This is a genomic window from Rhizobium laguerreae (assembly GCF_019778565.1).
GTDB classification, from domain to species: domain Bacteria; phylum Pseudomonadota; class Alphaproteobacteria; order Rhizobiales; family Rhizobiaceae; genus Rhizobium; species Rhizobium laguerreae.
Window position 1 is genome coordinate 102,636 of sequence record NZ_JAAXQT010000003.1, and the last position, 16,468, is coordinate 119,103.

Consider the following 16,468-nt stretch of genomic DNA (forward strand, 5'->3'; position numbering starts at 1 on the left):
GCTGCCGTTGGTGGCAACCCGAAGGCTCCACCTCGGGATCGCCCGTCGCTAGTCGCCGCTTCCCCCAACCAGCTCCCATAAATCGACCTTCTCGGCGCGCCCCTTGACCGGCACCAGGCCCAGCGGGCGAAGAACGAAGCAATCGGCGACAGCATCGTGGATGGCGGCGCTGACCAGGATCGACGTATTGAATTCCTTGTTCAATCCTTCCAGCCGCGAGGCGACATTGATCGTATCGCCCATGGCCGTGTACTGCTGCCTGGAAATTGCGCCGAAGCTGCCGACGACCGCCGGGCCGGTGTGCAATCCAAATCGGGTGATGAGCGCGGGACGGCCATTCTGGCGGTTGGCTTCATTCAACTCGTCGATCGCCGCTTTCATGGCAAGCGCGCATCGGCAGCCGTTTTCGGCATGTCTGACATCTGGAACAGGGGCGTTCCACATGACGAAAATGGAATCGCCGAGATATTGCACGACAGTGCCGCCATTGCGTTCGGCAATGGTGTTCAACAGTTCGAAATAGGCTGACAGCATATCGACCACGTCCTCGGGCGAATGCTGCTCGGATATGGTGGTAAAGTCTCTGATGTCGGTGAAGAGCACCGTCACATCCTGACGCTGCGCCTTGGCGACCGCTCGCCCTTCGGGATTGACGATCCGTCTGACGACTTCACGCGGAACATAGAGGGCAAACTGGCTGATGGCATGGCGGCTTGCCGCCAGCGCGCTCGCCAGCGTGTTGATCTCCGATATGAAGGAATGGGAGGCACCTTTCTCGCCGACATCGAGATCGCCGATCCTGCGCGCCTCGTCGGCCAGCCGATAAAGGGAGCGGCTGACCATGCGGGACAGCATCACCGAGGCGGCGACACCCGCGATCAGGAAGGCGGCCGCAATCAGGAGATTGTGCATCAGCAGCCGATTGGCCTCCGCCACCAGATCTTCCAGGGGCACGACGATTGCGGCGACGCTTCCCTTGAACAGACCGGACACACCGACGGGGGCGATCTGCAGGATCTGGCGTTCGCCATCGAGATCGATCCGCACCACGCCGCCGCTTGCAAAGGCCGGATCCCGCCTGAGCCTCGCCACCGTTTCGAGGCTCGTGTCGTAACTGTCTTTCGTCGTATCGACGGCAACGGCGCCATCGGCATTTTTCGACCATACGTCGAGAAGCCTGTTCATGATTGCCGGGTCGGAATGGGCGATCAGATCATCGGCGTCATCGATGATGTAGGCGCGCGCCCGCGGCGAAATCTCCTGCGCATCCAGCAGCCGGCTGACAGTCATCAGGTGGATGTTGATGCCGACGACAACCTGATCGTCGTCTCTCATCGGTGCTGCGATCGTCAGCGTTGGAAGCTGCAGCGTTCCCGCAACATACGGTCCGACGGATACTTCCTCGCTGTGCTGGATGACGAATTGGTACCAGGGGCGTTGCCGCGGATCGAATGATGCATAGTCGACGTCACGCTCGGCGATCGGGCTTGCCTGGCGGTCGAGGAAGCGAAACGTCGATATGACGTCCGGGCCCTGTCTGCGTGCTATCGTGCGGATCGCGAAAGTCGTGCCATCGGGTGCTGCGAGGATCCGGCGGACATCCTGCCTTTGCGTGTTGATGAGCTGCAGATACGAGCCGTCAGGATAGCCGGTGTAGACGCTTGTCGCGTTGGGGACGTTTCTGAGAACCTCCAGAAAGAATTGCTGTTTCGCCGTGATATCCTGGGGCGGCGGGGAGGTGAGCTGCGGCAGGGTCGATGCCAGTGCCACCGCCTCGGTGCCGCCCTGCAGCGTATTGCGGTAGCCCTCGATCAGCCGCAGGCTCATCTCGCGCATCTGCTGCACGCCCGCACTGACGGCAGCATCGCTTCCTTGCCTGAACGCCAGCCAGATGATTGGCGTCGAGGTGCAAAGTAGCGAGGCGACGACCAAGACGCCGAGATGCAGTCTTAGGGGTTTGGACCAGTGCACGAGATTTCCCCCGAAATGCGGACACGTCTCAGCACACGAGGCATAGCCAACGATGGCAGCTAACTGCTTTTTGAAAACTTACACAAGGCGGTGCGTGCGGTTACACCGCCGCTGCACGTCTCGGCAGAACTAGATCGCCGACCGTGTGAGCTGTCGCCGATCATGTTCGCATGCGCCGCTGCCCTTGCTCCAGCCGCCACCCCACGCTCCGGCTTCCTCGGGCTCGACCCGAGGATCCACTCTTGCCTCGATCGGCAGCGGGCATGGATCCCAGGCTCAAGGCCTGGGATGACGGAGGGTGGAGGGCGCGTACGCCGTACCCCCGCCGGCGCAGCAGGCGGGTTTTGCGAAGCCCCCGCTGGCGCAGGGGATGGCATTGAGTATTCGAAATTTCGCCCGCGCCAATCTATGCGTAACCGAACGGGAGATCTCCCGTTCGCCTCAGGCCCGCTTCCGCCACATCTGCGTGACGCTTCGCCAGACGGCCGAGACCAGGAAATAGAAGGCGCCGAGGCCGGCATAGCCGGCGATGTTGGCGATGGACGGCGCTTCCGGCATTTGCGCCTGGGCGATGAAGAAGGCGCCTGCCACCGCGGATTGGCCGCCGCTGAGGATCATCGCCCACTGGCCGCCATCGGTCTTCCATCGCCGGACGGCGGTTCCAAGCTGCAGCAGGCCGGAAAAGATCGCCCAGAGGCCGAAGACGCCGAGAACCCAGTTCATGCTCATCGTCAGGGCGACGATCACGGCAGCTGTAGTCACCGCGCTGACGGCGACGTTGATCGCCTGGCTGCGGTTGTTTGGCAGGCCGCCGTTCCGAGCTGCATCGATGAGGTTGGCGGCGGCATCCCAGGCCGGGTAGAGGATCAGCAAACCCGCCGCGACGGCAAGCGACTGGAGCCCGGCCGTCAAGGCGGCGGCGACCCAGATGGCGGAAAAGGCTGCGCGGGTGAAGTAATAGCGCGTCAGCCACTCTTCCCTGTCGCCAGACGCGATGGTGGTTTGATCGGTGGTCATCATGATCTCTTTCCTGTGTGTGATGGTGTTGGTCTGATAGGGGCGGCTCACCGTCATCAGCGGCGGCGTCCGTCATCGAGACTGGTTTTCAGCTCCGCCGGGCCGCTGGCGAGCCGAAGTTCTCCGTCGTTCGGGTCCATCGGCTGCCGGTCAGGCGGCATTCCCTGGTAAATCGCCGGTCGAACCGGGGGCGGCCCGGCCGACCGGCGACGACGTGGTCACATGGGCGGGACCACGCCATTCTTTCCGACAAGGACCTGATGGGCGAGGGGACCCGAGGCAGCCTTTTCGGCGGGGATGAAGACGACGGCGCCGGGAACGAGATCGTCCTTGGTGGCCGGAGCGATGGTCACGACCGGCGTGCCGTCCGGAATGGCGATCTTCTTTTCCTTGCCGTGATAGGAGACGGTGACGGTGCGGCCGTCGACGCCCTTGACGGCGTCGGCCACGGTCGCATTGGTCATGCTGCTGTTGGGCTTGAGGTCCCAGCCGTAGCTGCCTTCACCGGCACCTTTCATCGCCGGCGGGAAGATCAGCACCTCAAGCGCGCCGTCGCCGCCGCCTTCACTCGGCAGGGATGCGATGCCGACGAAGTCGCCCGGCTTGATGTCGGTGACCGCAGCATTTGCAACGCTCGCCAGCTTCCAGCAGTCGGCAAGCGTGACATCGATGGTCTCTCCTTCGCGGGTCTTCACCTTGAGAGCGGAGCCGCTATAGGCGACGATGCTGCCCCGGACGTGGACCTGCTCGGCCTTCTGGTCTTCGGCATGGGCGGGCGCCGCTGGAAGGGCCGCCGACGCGATTGCGCTGAGCCCAAACGCGAGAGCGGGAAGAATGGTCTTGAACATGCTTGTCTTCCTACTAGTTGGTAGCTTTCTGGTCGTGGTTGTTGCTTCGGGCGTATATTCCGTCCGGAGCTCTATCGAGCAGCGGTTGGCGTGAGCCGCTGCAAGGTGGGAGCCAGAATGGTGGCGAAGACCTCCGGAGTCCCGTAGGCCCGGGCTGAGAGCATGGCGCCATGGACGGAGGCCATGAAGGCTTCAGCCTCGACGCGCGGTTCGCTCGACAGTTTCAAACTCCCGTCCTGAGCGCCTCGTTCCATCGCCGAGGTCAGCCATGCCGAGGCAAAGCGGAAGAAAGCCTTGACCTCGGCTGCGACCTCCGGCGGCAGTGCCGGCAGTTCGCTCGCAAGCAGGGCGCAGACGCAAAACGGCCGGCTTGCATCCTCGATGCACTGGGCCCAGTGGCCTGCATAGGATTGGAGAAGCGCCAGGGGATCCTGCACCCGCTGCTCCAGGCCCGCGATACCCGCCTCGGCATCTTCGCGATATCGCACCACAAGCGTGCGCACCAGATCGGTCTTGCTGGGGAAATGGTGATGGATGCTGGCCTTGCGGATCCCGACGACGGCAGCAATGTCGGCATAGCTGAAGCCGTTATAGCCTCCGTTCATGATCAGGGTTCGGGCGGAGGCCAGGATCTCGTCGGACGTCGTCAAAAGATTGCTCATAAAGCCATCTACCTTCCAGTAGGAAGGCTGTCAAGCAAAATGCAATTTTCTGCTGTCGGCCGTCGTCGAGGCGGTTACCGTGATGGCGGCATCGGTTGTAGCGACCAGCCTTGACTCGCCTCGAACCACCAGAACATAATCAGAACACCTAATATGTGGGGATGGAGTTCTGGATGTGCGGCCGCGTCTATATCAAGACCTCGCTTGAGGAACTGGTGCGCAATTTCGCCTTCGCAGAGCGAGGCGCGATCGATGCGCTCGGAAACCGATTCCCACTCTACAACGGCGCGCCGACGCTGGATTATCCCATCATTATTCGCGATATGGTCCGCGAGCCTGACATCATGGGGCCGATCTTCGCCTCGGCGCGCTGGGGTCTGATGCCGGCATGGATGAAGCCGGGAGGGCGTCCGCCGCCGATCAATGCGCGCTGCGAGGGCATCGGTACCAACGGCCTGTTCCGCTCGGCCTACAGGTCGCGCCGTTGCCTGGTGCCGATCAACGGCTTCTTCGAGTGGAAGGATATCTTCGGCACGGGCAAGAACAAGCAGCCCTATGCGATCGCCATGGCCGACGGCTCGCCCTTTGCGCTCGCCGGCATCTGGGAGACGCGGCGCGACAATGACATAGAGATCCGGAGCTTCGCAATTATCACCTGCGAGCCGAATGAGATGATGGCGCAGATCCATGATCGGATGCCGGTCATCCTGCATCGTGAGGATTATGAACGCTGGCTATCGCCGGAACCCGATCCAAACGACCTGATGAAGCCATTCCCGGCCGAGCTGATGACCATGTGGCCGATCGGCCGCAAAGTGGGTTCGCCCAAGAATGACACGGCTGACATTATCGATCCGATCGACCCCGATCCGGAGCCGACGCTGATCTGAATTCACCGGCTCGGGCGGGAGCCATCCATCAACCATGCGGTCAAAGCGATACCTCGCGAGAGGACAGGACGACGCATGCCAGAACAAATCACCTGGAAATCGTGGGAACATGTCAGCGGCCGAGAAATCAAATACAAATGGCGGCACGCCTGGAAGGAGAAACCCGGTGACGATTACGTCGCTTTTGACGGCGATACCCAGATCGGAAGGATATTCCGGCCATAGGCAGGCGGAGGGATCGATAATCGATGGTTCTGGATCGTGGCGACGGACGGCAGCCCTCGACTGGATTGGCCGTCAGCCGGATACGAGGACAGTGCCTATGTCGCCTCGAGGCGGCTCGAAATGATCTACGAGAGCATCAAGAGCGGGAAACGGAGGACGGCGCATCCATGAGCATTGAAGCAGGCAGGCGTGATGTCGGCTTCGCCGATCGCGACGTGAGGGTCTCACGCGCCCGACGGTGCAACGGCCCGCAACGCGGTCCTGACGATCGCATCGCCGAACTCCGGCGAGACCGGGCGATGGCCGACCAGCAGCCGGAAGAAGACCGGTCCGTAGATCATGTCGAGCAGCGCCTCCATATCAAGCGGCGGAACGATTTCTCCCCGAGCCAGAGCCTCCTCCAGGATGACACGACCCGCGTTGCGGCTCGACAGGATCACCTGATTGCGGAAGGCCTTGGTGAATTCGCTTTCCGGGTCGGCGGCCGCAAGTGCCATGGTGATCTGCCGCCCGCGCGTGCTCGCAAAGGCAGTCACCAGTCCGCTCATCTGCGCGCCGAGAGCCGCCTGCGCCGTGCCCCCTCCCACCTCCGCTTCCGGTAGCCGGTTGACCAGAAGAGCGGCCATCGCCAGTTCCTGCGCGTTGGCCCAGGAGCGGTAGATCGTCGGCTTGCCGACACCGGACCGCGCCGCCACGGCTTCGATCGTCATGCGGCCAAAACCTTCGGCCATCAGGATTTCGTGGGCGGCCTCCAAGGCACGCCTCTGCGCGGCAGCGCTTGGCGGCCGCCCGCGTTTCTTCGGTGTTGCGTTATTCTCTTGACTCATATCTTTACGATACGTAACGTTAATATAAGACCCAGTCAAGGAGGATCACCCATGCCGAGTTTTGCCCGAAAAGTGAGCGCCTACTTCATCGTCAAGGATGCGGCACGGGCTATCGACTTCTACAAGGAGGCTTTCGGCTCCACGGAAGTCTTCCGCATGACCGATCCTTCGGACGGGCGGATCGGCCATGCCGAGTTGCGTTTCGGAGAGACGCTGATGATGTTGGCAGACGAATATCCGGACTTCGGCGCCCTCTCTCCCGATACCATCGGAGGCTCGCCGGTGACCTTCCACATGGACACGGTGTCGACCGACGAAGCACTGGCGCAGGCGCTGTCGGCCGGGGCGACGATGCTGCGCCCGGCGACCGACCAGAGTTTCGGCGAGCGGGTGGCGCAGGTGCTTGATCCCTTCGGTCATCGCTGGATGTTGTCGCAAACCATCGAGCAGGTCACGCCTGAGGAGATGCAACGCCGCTGGAACGAGGGTATGTCGGCGTGAGTGCCGCAGCCCTTGAAGCGCTCGAGGAGGCTGAGCGCGCCTTCAACGCGGCGATGGTGTCCAACGATCCCATCCAGATCGCCGGCTGCATCACCCAGGACTGGGTGCTGGTGACGCCTGAGCGTGGCCCGATCCCTGCACAGGCTATTCTTTCGGCGATCGGATCCGGTGTCTTGAGCCATGACACGATGACCAAGACGACGCATCACGTCCATCTGCTCGGCAATGTCGCCACGGTTACCGGTCGCGGACAGAACACCGGCATGTTCCGTGGCGAACCGATATCGGCCGACGAATGGATCACCGACGTCTATCACCGGCAGGGTAACAGGTGGCGGTGCGTACTGACCCACCTCACCCCTGTTTGCAGCCCCTTGGAAATCCCTCCGATTCAAGACAAGATCATCCCGCTCTAGCTGGGGGACTCCGATGGAAAACCACGAGCCGTTTTTACGCGAGGCGATTGCACTCTCGAAATCCGCGGTGGCAAACGGCGACGAACCGTTTGGCTCTGTGCTGGTGAAGGAGGGCGAAGTCATCCTGCGCGCCGAAAACAGCGTCTTCAGCGGCCGCGATATGACCAACCACGCAGAGATGAACCTGGTGAAACTGGCGGCGCAGCATTACGACACTGCTTTTTTCGCCGACTGCACGCTCTACACCAGCACGGAGCCCTGCGCGATGTGCTCCGGGGCGATTTACTGGTCGGGCATCGGGCGCATGGTGTTTGCGTGTTCCGAAACACGGCTTGGCGAGATTGCCGGGATCGGGTTGAACGTGCCAAGCCGGGCGGTGTTGCAAACCGGCGCGCGCAACGTCACCGTGGTTGGCCCGACGAACCTCGAAGACGAAGCCGCCAAAGTCCATCAAGAATTCTGGCCGAAGCATCTGGGCAAGGCTTAGAGGTTGCCGGCGATAAGCCGAGGCAGCTATCTCCCGCAACGCCCGCTATCACGGGATCGCTGCACGGATGTCTGGCGGCCGCGCACGCGTAAGACGCGGTTTGCGGCTCAGCGCCTGTATTCGGGCTCGCTGCGATCGAGCGCGCGCTTCACCGATTCCAGATGGAGCCGGGCCGATTCCGGGTCTCCTTCGCGCATTTGCCGGTAGGCCGCTTCGGCGATCTCAGGCGCGACGGCAAGGACGTCACGTCCGGTCGACAGCGCGAGCGTCTGCACTTCGCAGGCGCGCTCGAGGTAATAGAGGTCGTCCCAGGCCTCTGCGATATTGGGTGCGCAGACCATGACGCCGTGGTGCTTCATGAAGACGATGTCGGCATCGCCGATTGCGGCCGCGATGCGATCGCCCTCGCGCGCGTCGAGCGCCAGGCCGTTATAGTTGCGGTCGACGGCCGTGCGTCCATAGAATTTCAAGGCGGTCTGCCCGGCAAAGATCAGGGGATCGCCCTCCGTCATCGAAAGGGCGGTGGCATAAGGCATATGGGTGTGGAATGCCGCCTTGGCGCGGGGAATGTTCTTGTGAATCCTGGCGTGGATGTAAAAGGCGGTGGCCTCAGGCTGTCCGCTGCCCGACACCACGTTGCCGTGAAAGTCGCAGATCAACAACATCGAGGCCGTCAGTTCGGCGAAAGCGTAGCCGTAAGGATTGACGATGAACAGGTCGTCATAGCCGGGAACGACGGCCGAGAAGTGGTTGCAGATCCCTTCCTCCATGCCGAGCCTTGCCGCCATCCGGAAGCAGGCCGCAAGATCGACGCGGGCCTGCCAGATATCGTCCGTATCAAGTTTCGGCTGGTTGGGGCCGCCGGCGGGCGAGGGGGCTGTATTGAGGGAGTGCGCCATGGGTTCGTTTCAGATTGGTGTCGAAGGAGAGGGTGGCTATGTTCTGGATTACCCCCGGATCAGCCTCGCATCAAGCCGGCTGGAGACAAACATGGTTCGCTTCATTTGCAAATCCGCATTGGCGCTCGGCGCACGCGTGAGACGCGGCCTGCGACCGGCTCGCGACAGTCTGACCGTCGATTGCACAATCTGACAGGCCGCTGCCCCGCCTCACATTGGCGGCATTCCCTCGAATTTTTGCACAGCCCGATCGGTCTTGTCCCAGGCAAGGCCGCGCGCGGTGTAGGTCACCATCTGCGGTTGGTATCGGCCGGGCTCGTCGAGGCTTGCGGCGTGGATGGTGAAGAAGTCAGGCATGTAGGAGAAGGTCATATAGACCGGCGAGCCGCAGGCGGGGCAGAAGCCGCGGGTCTTGACGTTGCCGTTGTCGGCGACCATCTGCCAATGCGTCGCCTGCCCTTCCAGCTTCACCGCCTGCCGGCTCGGGAAGGTCAGATAGGATCCGTGCCCGGTGCCGCTGCTTGCCTGGCAGTCGCGGCATTGGCAGTCGTTCATCGCAATCGGTTCTGCCGAGATTTCATAGTGGATCGCACCGCAGGCGCATCCGCCGGTGTAAGGCTTGCTCATGTCTCTCTCCTGATAAAACGCCGTATTGGCGACGGCGGTCGCCTCAGTTCTTTTCGTCGGCGATGGCGCCGATCTTCTTCACGACCTTCTTCCAGCCTTCGCCCATCTTCTCGAAGGCGGTCTCGTTTTTCGGCAGCACGAAGCCGGAATGGATGAGGCGCAGCCGCGTGCCGTTCTCGACCTTGGACAGGATGAAGGTGACGACGGTGTCGAGCGGCGAGCCGTAGCCGACATTGCCCTCATGCCCGCCCTTCCAGGCGTAGGTGAGACGCTCATTTGGCGTCACCTCCAGCACCCGGCAGTGGATCGTGCCGTCCCAGTCGCCGGCCGGCGTCGTCTGGTAGGTAAAGTGTTTTCCTTCGATGGGCTCGAATCCGGTAGGAATCATCAGCCAGCGGCCCATCAGATCGGCCGTCGTCAGCGTTTTCCAGAGCGTCTCCGGTCGATGCGGGAAGACCTCGTCGACCACGATCTCTTGCGTGTCATGTTTCAATGCGGCGTCGTTCATGGATCGATTTCCTTCAGCAATGTTCTGAGATTTGCAAAGCGTTCGCGCCAGAAGGTGCCGTAATGGCTCATCCAGTCGACAAGCGGCTCCAGGCCTTCCGGCTCGGCGCGGTAATAGACCTTCCGGCCTTCGGGGCGCTCAGTGACGAGGCCCGCCTGTTTCAGCGCCTTGAGATGCTGCGAAATGGCGCCCTGCGTGACGCTGCTTGCCCGCGTCAGTTCGACGACGGTGATCTCGTCGGCATCGACGATCTGTTCGAAGACGGCCCGCCGTGTGGGATCGGCAAGGGCGCGCATGACGGCGGTGATGGAGGCGGTTTCGGTCATGGGGAAATCAATAGCGTAGGCTAATTGATGAGTCAATACTAATTTGTTTGGTGGGGTTAGCCGATAGTCACTCCGCCGGTGGCGCGTTCGCACAATTCCCGCGTACGTCGCTGTATTTTCAGCAGAGTTCGCCCCTTACTCCGTCTTCCTCGGGCTTGACCCGAGGATCCACGTCGGCCTCCGGCTCGAGGCCTGGGATGACGGAGGGGCGGGGCGCGTCTCCGCCAAACTCGCCACCGGCGCAGCGGATGGCGCGTCGAGTAGCCGGGGATAGCGGAGTTGAGTTGCGGACAACCATATGCTGATACAGAGTGACGCCGAAAGGGAAAGCCAAGTGACCAAGAAAAACCGTAGCAAGCCGCGCTCGGGAAAACACATCGCCGTCGCTCCAGCGGTCGACGTGTTCACACGCAGCGCGCTCGCATCGGATCTGACGTGGCTGCCGGATATGACGGCTGTTGGAAAGCCACCGCTTACCGCTGAAGCCTATGTAGAGGCCTATCTCGCAGATCCCGGCGAATGGTATTGGTCGACGCTTTTGCTGCACGACCCGAGCGAGATCGTCTTGAAGCGAGTGCTCGCCATTATCGAACAAGCCCAATTGCCCGGCCACGAAAAGGCGCTCGGCCAACTGGGCGCCGGTCCGCTCGAAGACCTGATGTCGGAGGAGTTACTGGATCGTCTGCAACATTGGCTGCCCTTCACACCGGCCATGCGCCATGCGCTCAGTCAGGTTCGAATGGCTGTCGAATCTCCTGTCTTGCAACAGCGACTGAAGGCGATGCTCTTGCGCTAGTGTCTCCGCGAGCGGCGGGCATGGATCCCAGGCTCGAGGCCTGGGATGACGGAGGGCAGGGGCGCGTTTCCGCCAAATTGCCGGCGACAGGCTGAGAGATCGGCCTTAGTTCGAGAGATAGCTTTGAAGGAATGTGCGAACGCTGCGGATGGACTTTGCGGCGGCGTCCGGATTGTATTTTTCGATGTGACCCAACACCTTCCTTCCCACCTTGAACTCTGGGGCATCGAAATCGTGGTAAGTACCCTTGTAGACATTGAGTTCGATCGGGGGGCTATCGTCACTCAGATTGGAAAGCCTCTTCCGGCATCGGTCGGCCGGGCTCCAATTGTCTCGATCGCCAGTCAAAATCAGGATCGGCACCGTCGCATCGCCCTGGGTTGCTGCGCAGAGGGGATAGTAGGCAACCGCCGCCCGGAATTTTTGGTCCATCAGCTGTTCGTTGCCTTCGATTTTTGTTCCCTCCAGCGTCGCCGTGCCGCCCGTCGAAAAGCCCATCAAGGCAACGCGCCTGATATCGACGAAGCTTTGTTTCGACAAGAAACTCAAAGCGCCATAGGCGTCGAAGACGCGATCGGGGAGGTGGCCTTGACACGTGTCCTTGATATCGCGGGTGGTGAAGCTATCGACGACGAGCACGACGTAGCCCCATGAGATCAGTCGTTTCGGCCAAAGCTCCTTGACGCTCAAACGCATGCCCTCGCATCCATGCAGGACGACGACCGCCGGGAAGGGGCCATCACCCCGGGGGCGGGATAGATACCCGAGCAGTGGTGTGCCTTGCGGTTGAGAAAGAATTTCTCCCTGTTCCCTAGCCTTGCTTATTCGAAACGGGCTGAGCTTGACGGGCGCGCTTTCGAAGTGAACCAGTTCCTCGGCGTCAGCCGGGTTTTCAGCGAACGTGGCGCTGAGAAAAGCGACGAGGCAAAGAAAAAGTCTCGTGGTTTTCACCGAACTTCTCCACCGTTTGATCAACAGGCTGCTCATTGTACGCCGGAGCTGAAGGCTCGCAAAGCGGTGAGGGGTTTTGCCGCCGATTGGCTCCGGTTGGGTCGATTTCCAACAGCAGCATGATCTGCGCTCAAAAGTGCTTGATCACCCCCTGGCACATCCGTTATCACTGCCGTAAATCCAAGCTGCGAGATTTGAATTCAGAGGTGATGTCGGGTGGGAATGCGTTTTTGGCAGACTTGCCGCCGGCGCGAATAATCCGCGACCCACGTTTAGCCGTTGATCACCCCCCGGCAAATCAGTTAAGACTACCGTAAATCCAAGCTGCGAAATTTGAATCCAGAAGGTGACGTCGATCAAGGCGCCGCCGCCCTTCGATTGGTGTGTCTATCACCGTCCGGCCAGCTTCCCCAGATCATCATTGATCCCCTATCCTCTTCCGCCTGACCTCCCATCTTCGATCACACCGGGATCGGGGCCGGGTAGCGCGCGCCTCTTCCAAGGAGAACTATAATGGACCCTTCGATTGCTCCGGCCTCGCGGGCCGCAGTGGTGACGCCGAATGACAGCGCCATCGTCGGTGCGCGCGCGCTTTATATCGGCACGGCTGGCGATGTTGCCATTGCGCCGCGCCGGGACATGGATCCGGTCATCTTCAGACACGTGCCGGCCGGGACGATTCTGCCGGTTCATGCCGCCCTGGTGGCGCTGACCGGGACCACGGCATCCAACATCGTCGCGCTGTTCTAGACCCCTCCAGAAGCAGCGCCTCATGGGCAGACCCATCAAGTTCACCCAGGCGATTGCCGACAGGATTTGCGAGCGCATCGCCGACAGGGAAAGCCTGCGGTCGATCTGCCGGGATGAAGCGATGCCGGCGATGTCGAGCGTGCTGTCATGGCTCGCCGATGAGGACAAGGCCGGTTTTCGGGTCAAATACGCCCTGGCGCGCGAGATCCAGGCCGACGGCTTTGTCGACGAGATGGTCGAGATTGCCGATGACCGCGCAGGCGACTGGATCGAAAAGAAGAATGCGAGCGGCGAGACCACGGGCTGGCAGGAGAATGGCGAGGCCATAAGGCGTTCGCAGCTCCGCATCGCCACCCGCCAATGGGTCGCCGAGAAGCTGAAGCCGAAGAAATACGGTTCCAAGGTCGAGCCCGACCGTGGCGTTGTCGCGAGCGAAGTTTCGCAACTGCTGGAAGATATCAATGGCAAGACGCGCGGACTTCCAAACGGCGGTTGACCAGTTTTCCGACTGGCGCTGGCGTCTGAACAACCTCTATTGGATCACCGACAAATCGGGCAGACGCGTCAGGTTCGAGATGAACTGGACGCAGATGACCTTTTTCGAAGAGATGCATTACCTCAACGTGCTGCTCAAGGCCCGCCAGCTGGGTCTGACGACCTTCATTCAGATCTTCATGCTCGATGCCTGTGTCTTCAACAGGGATATCCGCGCCGGCACGATCGCCCATACGCTGGGCGACGTGCAGACGATCTTCAGGGACAAGATCAAGTACCCTTATGACAATCTGCCCGACGGTATCCGCAACGCCGTGCCTGTCGTCAGGGCCAACCAGACCGAACTGCTGCTTGGCAACAATTCGAGCATCCGTGTCGGAACATCGCTGCGCTCGGGTACGCTGCAATATCTGCACATCTCCGAATATGGGAAGCTTTGCGCGAAGTATCCGCAGAAGGCGAGGGAAGTCCGCACCGGCGCTTTGAATACGGTGCAGGCCGGCCAGCTGGTCTTCGTCGAAAGCACGAGGGAAGGGCAGGAAGGGCATTTCTACACGCTCTGCGAAGATGGCCAGGTCAAGCAGCGCCAGGCGGCGAAACTGACCGAACTGGACTTCAAGTTCCATTTCTTTCCCTGGTGGAAGGAGCCGCAGTATGCGATCGCGCCTGAAGGCGTCATCGTCACCGACGCTTTCGCAAAGTATTTCCGCAACCTGGCCGACCAGGGCATCGCGCTAACGGACCGGCAGAAGGCCTGGTATGTCAAGAAGGCCGAAACCCAGCTCGGCGACATGAAGCGCGAATATCCCTCGACACCGGCAGAAGCTTTCGAGGCGAGCGTCGAGGGGGCCTATTACGCCGACCAGATGGCGGTGGCCGATGCCGAAGAGCGGATCGGGGTCTTCCCGCATGTCGAAGGTTATCCCGTCCACACCATTTCCGACATCGGCATGGATGACACCAACAGCGTCTGGCTGTTTCAGGTGCTGCCCGGCCGTGTGCGGATGATCGGCTATTTCGAGCATACCGGCACCGGCATGGACGGCATGCTCGACGAGCTGGAGCGGCGCGGCGCCGAGCACGGCTATGTCTACGGCGTCCACAACATGCCGCACGATATCAAGGTTCGGGAATGGACGCGCGGCGGCATGACCCGCATCGAAGTGATGCTGAGAGAAGTCAAGGCCCGCGGCCTCGGCACCGTCCGCAAGATCGAGCGCGCCTATGTCCACGACCGGATCAACGGCACTAGGCGCATTCTGGCAAAGATCGAGTTCGACCAGGCCGGCTGCATCCAGGGCATCAAGTGCCTCAGGAACTACCGCAAGGACTGGGACGAGGATTTGAGCGTCTTCCGCGACGCGCCGCTGCACAATTGGGCTTCGCACGGTGCGGACGCTTTCGGCGGCCTCGCCATCATCTTCACCGGCTTGGCGCCCGAACCGCTGAAGCCGCATCCGGTTTTGCGAATTATGTTTCTAATCGAAAAAATCCCGAGGCTAGCTGCGCCGCTGGGTATGGATACACTAGGGGAGCATTTCGATGTTGACGTCATCGGCGCGGGCGAAGCGACGTGGGCGCTAGTTCTAGGCCGTCCCTCCTTTGGTGTCGAAGAGATCACAACTCTAATGGAAGAGCATATTGATCACGGGCCTGCCATATTGAAACAGTGGATAGAGCTAAGGGCCAGGCTAACGCCATTCAACCGGGGCACTACTGATCTAACTCGTTTCCTCGACGAATGACCCACCGCCCAATCTTCTAATGATGAGATTTAACCCGTGTCTCGGGCGCGTTTTTCTCTGAAGGACAGGGCGCCCGATGAAGCCGGACGCCATCGACGTCATCGTTCGCGAAATCGCAGACAACGAAAATGGCACCTATACCCTGACGGTCACCGGGTCGAACAGTTTTGCCGATAATTTCGCCGGATCGGCGACATCGCCGCGACCGGCACGATTACCGCCAACGACCTCTATCTCAGGGCCTCCTACCAGAGCTTCTCGGCCAACAACACCTGGCCGGCGGACGGCACGGATGCCTCGGGCAAATGGCGGCTGCGCGCCGATATCCTGGCGAAGATCTCGGCCTGCTGCGACGACGCGATCGATACCTATGCGGCCTGGGTTTCCGGTGAAAGGGACGGCGTCTGGCCCGGCATACTGGAGCTACCGAGCACGGCGGTGACCGTGCAGTCGGGCACGGATGGCGTCGCGACCTACACGACGATCGAGGTTGCGGATGCCAGCATCTTTGGGCCGGAGCAGGAGATCAGCACCTATACCGGGCCGGATGGCCTTGCCCGCCTGTCGACCACGTCGATCGGCAGCATCTCCGGCAATACGATCATCATTTCGATCCCGCGCTCCACCGTGCTGCCGGTCGGCTCCATCGTCCGCCCGAGCGTCACGCCGGATGGCGTCCACCCCTACGGCGCCGTGATCGACCGTGTCGTGGGCGGCATTCCCCAATCCGAGAAGGTGAAATTCAATCCATAGGCAGAGCGAACGAAGAGGCCTTCGACGTCGTCACTTCGGCTCCGGCTGCTGGATGACCGGCGGCGGCGTTTCGCTCTTGCCGCTGCCTTGAATGAACGGCTTGATCACCGGGATGCTCAGGATCGACGCGACCATGACCCCGATGATGATCATCAATAACATTCTCATGGGCGCCTCGCTTCAGATCGATTGAGCTGTCTGGCGGCATGCATACGCCTCTTCGGGAATCCGAAGATTCAACATCCCTAGGCTGAAAACGTTCCATCCCACAACAGAGCACCGATAGAGATGACATCCAATGACGATATCCTGCGCGCCCTCGGGCGCGTCGAGGGCAGGCTGACCGGCATCGAGGAAAACGTGGCACTTCTGCGCAACGAGGTCGGTGAAGAAAAGGCCAATGCCCACGACTTCAGCGCCGTAATCCACAAGCGGCTCGACGAGCAGGCCAGGCAGATCGCCCACCTCGATACCCGGGTGGCGATCAGCGGCGGCGCGGATGCGTTAATCCGCGAGGAAATCAGAACCCTCAAGGAGACCGTCGAGAAGAACCAGGAGGCGGCGGGGCCGGCGCTTGAAGAGTGGAAACGGATGAAGACGATCGGCTATGGGATATCGGGGTTGATTGCCTTCGCCGGGCTGACGATCGGGGGCATCATTGCCTAGCGAGCGATGGCGCGGTGGCGGCGCTTCGGCATTGGTTGAAGATCAATTGAACTCGGTATTGCCGGTGAACGTCCTGGTGCAACAGCAGTGGCGGGCCTGCCAATCAGC

General features: G+C 61.3%; 19 protein-coding genes and 3 pseudogenes. 11 read left to right on the forward strand and 11 right to left on the reverse strand.

What is annotated here, in order from left to right:
- Positions 1–48: 48 nt before the first annotated feature.
- From HFO71_RS10970 to HFO71_RS10985, 4 genes are all read right to left on the reverse strand, one after another.
- Positions 49–1,971 (reverse strand): adenylate/guanylate cyclase domain-containing protein, encoded by a 1,923-nt coding sequence (locus HFO71_RS10970; protein ID WP_221988085.1) that lies wholly within the window; start codon positions 1,969–1,971, stop codon positions 49–51.
- A 441-nt stretch (positions 1,972–2,412) separates the two neighbouring features.
- Positions 2,413–2,991 carry a DUF308 domain-containing protein gene (locus tag HFO71_RS10975; protein WP_245006919.1) on the reverse strand — a complete coding sequence of 193 codons (579 nt, stop codon included), beginning with the start codon at positions 2,989–2,991 and terminating at the stop codon, positions 2,413–2,415.
- Between the two features lie 215 nt (positions 2,992–3,206).
- Complete coding sequence (locus HFO71_RS10980; RefSeq protein ID WP_221988087.1) at positions 3,207–3,836, reverse strand: hypothetical protein; 630 nt, start codon at positions 3,834–3,836, stop codon at positions 3,207–3,209.
- A 71-nt stretch (positions 3,837–3,907) separates the two neighbouring features.
- Entirely contained in the window at positions 3,908–4,498 is a 591-nt protein-coding gene (locus tag HFO71_RS10985; protein ID WP_077975811.1) for a TetR/AcrR family transcriptional regulator, read from the reverse strand.
- Positions 4,499–4,671: 173 nt separating this feature from the next.
- On the opposite strand from HFO71_RS10985, the gene HFO71_RS10990 reads away from it, so the two are divergent.
- Together HFO71_RS10990 and HFO71_RS35805 are read left to right on the forward strand one after the other, a co-directional pair.
- Complete coding sequence (locus HFO71_RS10990; RefSeq protein WP_077975812.1) at positions 4,672–5,388, forward strand: SOS response-associated peptidase; 717 nt, start codon at positions 4,672–4,674, stop codon at positions 5,386–5,388.
- Between the two features lie 75 nt (positions 5,389–5,463).
- Positions 5,464–5,784, forward strand: a pseudogene (locus tag HFO71_RS35805) (hypothetical protein).
- Between the two features lie 53 nt (positions 5,785–5,837).
- On the opposite strand, the gene HFO71_RS10995 reads toward HFO71_RS35805, so the two are convergent.
- Positions 5,838–6,440, reverse strand: a complete 603-nt coding sequence (locus HFO71_RS10995; protein ID WP_020048985.1) for a TetR/AcrR family transcriptional regulator — start codon at positions 6,438–6,440, stop codon at positions 5,838–5,840.
- 51 nt (positions 6,441–6,491) lie between these two features.
- On the opposite strand from HFO71_RS10995, the gene HFO71_RS11000 reads away from it, so the two are divergent.
- Genes HFO71_RS11000 through HFO71_RS11010 form a run of 3 tightly spaced genes read left to right on the forward strand, consistent with a single transcriptional unit; the run spans position 6,492 to position 7,844 of the window.
- A complete protein-coding gene (locus HFO71_RS11000) occupies positions 6,492–6,941 on the forward strand; it encodes a VOC family protein (RefSeq protein ID WP_221988088.1) in 450 nt (149 codons plus the stop codon).
- Complete coding sequence (locus tag HFO71_RS11005) at positions 6,938–7,357, forward strand: nuclear transport factor 2 family protein (protein ID WP_221988089.1); 420 nt, start codon at positions 6,938–6,940, stop codon at positions 7,355–7,357. Before HFO71_RS11000 ends, HFO71_RS11005 begins: the two co-directional genes overlap by 4 nt.
- 13 nt (positions 7,358–7,370) lie before the next feature.
- Positions 7,371–7,844: a nucleoside deaminase gene (locus tag HFO71_RS11010; RefSeq protein ID WP_077975818.1), complete on the forward strand. Its 474-nt coding sequence runs from the start codon at positions 7,371–7,373 to the stop codon at positions 7,842–7,844.
- Between the two features lie 107 nt (positions 7,845–7,951).
- Here the strand turns inward: HFO71_RS11010 and HFO71_RS11015 are convergent, their stop codons facing one another.
- The 4 genes from HFO71_RS11015 to HFO71_RS11030 form a co-directional block, all read right to left on the reverse strand.
- On the reverse strand, positions 7,952–8,743 hold the full coding sequence (locus HFO71_RS11015; protein WP_077975820.1) for an aldolase: 792 nt from the start codon (positions 8,741–8,743) through the stop codon (positions 7,952–7,954).
- Between the two features lie 210 nt (positions 8,744–8,953).
- On the reverse strand, positions 8,954–9,370 hold the full coding sequence (locus HFO71_RS11020; RefSeq protein ID WP_077975822.1) for a GFA family protein: 417 nt from the start codon (positions 9,368–9,370) through the stop codon (positions 8,954–8,956).
- Positions 9,371–9,413: 43 nt separating this feature from the next.
- The gene (locus tag HFO71_RS11025) at positions 9,414–9,878 is read right to left on the reverse strand and encodes an SRPBCC family protein (RefSeq protein ID WP_132610389.1); all 465 of its coding nucleotides are present in this window, start codon (positions 9,876–9,878) and stop codon (positions 9,414–9,416) included.
- Complete coding sequence (locus tag HFO71_RS11030) at positions 9,875–10,204, reverse strand: ArsR/SmtB family transcription factor (protein ID WP_077975825.1); 330 nt, start codon at positions 10,202–10,204, stop codon at positions 9,875–9,877. Before HFO71_RS11030 ends, HFO71_RS11025 begins: the two co-directional genes overlap by 4 nt.
- A gap of 298 nt (positions 10,205–10,502) precedes the next feature.
- Between HFO71_RS11030 and HFO71_RS11035 the strand changes: the two genes are divergently transcribed.
- A complete protein-coding gene (locus tag HFO71_RS11035) occupies positions 10,503–11,000 on the forward strand; it encodes a hypothetical protein (RefSeq protein ID WP_077975827.1) in 498 nt (165 codons plus the stop codon).
- 105 nt (positions 11,001–11,105) lie between these two features.
- Here the strand turns inward: HFO71_RS11035 and HFO71_RS11040 are convergent, their stop codons facing one another.
- Positions 11,106–11,987, reverse strand: a complete 882-nt coding sequence (locus HFO71_RS11040) for a dienelactone hydrolase family protein (RefSeq protein WP_077975828.1) — start codon at positions 11,985–11,987, stop codon at positions 11,106–11,108.
- Between the two features lie 477 nt (positions 11,988–12,464).
- On the opposite strand from HFO71_RS11040, the gene HFO71_RS11045 reads away from it, so the two are divergent.
- The 4 genes and pseudogenes from HFO71_RS11045 to HFO71_RS36435 all read left to right on the forward strand — a co-directional run bounded on the left by HFO71_RS11045 (position 12,465) and on the right by HFO71_RS36435 (position 15,694).
- Positions 12,465–12,701: a spike base protein, RCAP_Rcc01079 family gene (locus HFO71_RS11045; RefSeq protein WP_077975830.1), complete on the forward strand. Its 237-nt coding sequence runs from the start codon at positions 12,465–12,467 to the stop codon at positions 12,699–12,701.
- Between the two features lie 22 nt (positions 12,702–12,723).
- Positions 12,724–13,197, forward strand: coding sequence for a terminase small subunit-like protein (locus tag HFO71_RS11050; protein WP_131641543.1), 474 nt, complete (start codon positions 12,724–12,726; stop codon positions 13,195–13,197).
- A pseudogene (locus HFO71_RS11055) lies at positions 13,163–14,650 on the forward strand (terminase); the annotation flags it as partial. The gene HFO71_RS11050 and the pseudogene HFO71_RS11055, both read left to right, overlap by 35 nt.
- Before the next feature lie 729 nt (positions 14,651–15,379).
- Positions 15,380–15,694 (forward strand): hypothetical protein, encoded by a 315-nt coding sequence (locus HFO71_RS36435; RefSeq protein ID WP_376776693.1) that lies wholly within the window; start codon positions 15,380–15,382, stop codon positions 15,692–15,694.
- Between the two features lie 30 nt (positions 15,695–15,724).
- Here HFO71_RS36435 and HFO71_RS11065 read toward each other — a convergent pair whose 3' ends face one another.
- Positions 15,725–15,862: a hypothetical protein gene (locus tag HFO71_RS11065; protein WP_155247477.1), complete on the reverse strand. Its 138-nt coding sequence runs from the start codon at positions 15,860–15,862 to the stop codon at positions 15,725–15,727.
- Between the two features lie 120 nt (positions 15,863–15,982).
- On the opposite strand from HFO71_RS11065, the pseudogene HFO71_RS11070 reads away from it, so the two are divergent.
- A pseudogene (locus tag HFO71_RS11070) lies at positions 15,983–16,410 on the forward strand (DUF1515 domain-containing protein).
- Positions 16,411–16,468 lie beyond the last annotated feature (58 nt).

Bases quoted from the DNA above. Each gene is read 5' to 3' on its own strand.
- HFO71_RS10995 (WP_020048985.1), bottom strand. From the start codon at position 6,440: ATGAGTCAAGAGAATAACGCAACACCGAAGAAACGCGGGCGGCCGCCA.
- HFO71_RS11010 (WP_077975818.1), top strand. From the start codon at position 7,371: ATGGAAAACCACGAGCCGTTTTTACGCGAGGCGATTGCACTCTCGAAA.
- HFO71_RS10980 (WP_221988087.1), bottom strand. From the start codon at position 3,836: ATGTTCAAGACCATTCTTCCCGCTCTCGCGTTTGGGCTCAGCGCAATC.
- HFO71_RS11065 (WP_155247477.1), bottom strand. From the start codon at position 15,862: ATGAGAATGTTATTGATGATCATCATCGGGGTCATGGTCGCGTCGATC.
- HFO71_RS11020 (WP_077975822.1), bottom strand. From the start codon at position 9,370: ATGAGCAAGCCTTACACCGGCGGATGCGCCTGCGGTGCGATCCACTAT.
- HFO71_RS11025 (WP_132610389.1), bottom strand. From the start codon at position 9,878: ATGAACGACGCCGCATTGAAACATGACACGCAAGAGATCGTGGTCGAC.
- HFO71_RS11030 (WP_077975825.1), bottom strand. From the start codon at position 10,204: ATGACCGAAACCGCCTCCATCACCGCCGTCATGCGCGCCCTTGCCGAT.
- HFO71_RS11040 (WP_077975828.1), bottom strand. From the start codon at position 11,987: ATGAGCAGCCTGTTGATCAAACGGTGGAGAAGTTCGGTGAAAACCACG.
- HFO71_RS10975 (WP_245006919.1), bottom strand. From the start codon at position 2,991: ATGATGACCACCGATCAAACCACCATCGCGTCTGGCGACAGGGAAGAG.
- HFO71_RS10985 (WP_077975811.1), bottom strand. From the start codon at position 4,498: ATGAGCAATCTTTTGACGACGTCCGACGAGATCCTGGCCTCCGCCCGA.
- HFO71_RS11000 (WP_221988088.1), top strand. From the start codon at position 6,492: ATGCCGAGTTTTGCCCGAAAAGTGAGCGCCTACTTCATCGTCAAGGAT.
- HFO71_RS11045 (WP_077975830.1), top strand. From the start codon at position 12,465: ATGGACCCTTCGATTGCTCCGGCCTCGCGGGCCGCAGTGGTGACGCCG.
- HFO71_RS11035 (WP_077975827.1), top strand. From the start codon at position 10,503: ATGCTGATACAGAGTGACGCCGAAAGGGAAAGCCAAGTGACCAAGAAA.
- HFO71_RS10990 (WP_077975812.1), top strand. From the start codon at position 4,672: ATGTGCGGCCGCGTCTATATCAAGACCTCGCTTGAGGAACTGGTGCGC.
- HFO71_RS11015 (WP_077975820.1), bottom strand. From the start codon at position 8,743: ATGGCGCACTCCCTCAATACAGCCCCCTCGCCCGCCGGCGGCCCCAAC.
- HFO71_RS11050 (WP_131641543.1), top strand. From the start codon at position 12,724: ATGGGCAGACCCATCAAGTTCACCCAGGCGATTGCCGACAGGATTTGC.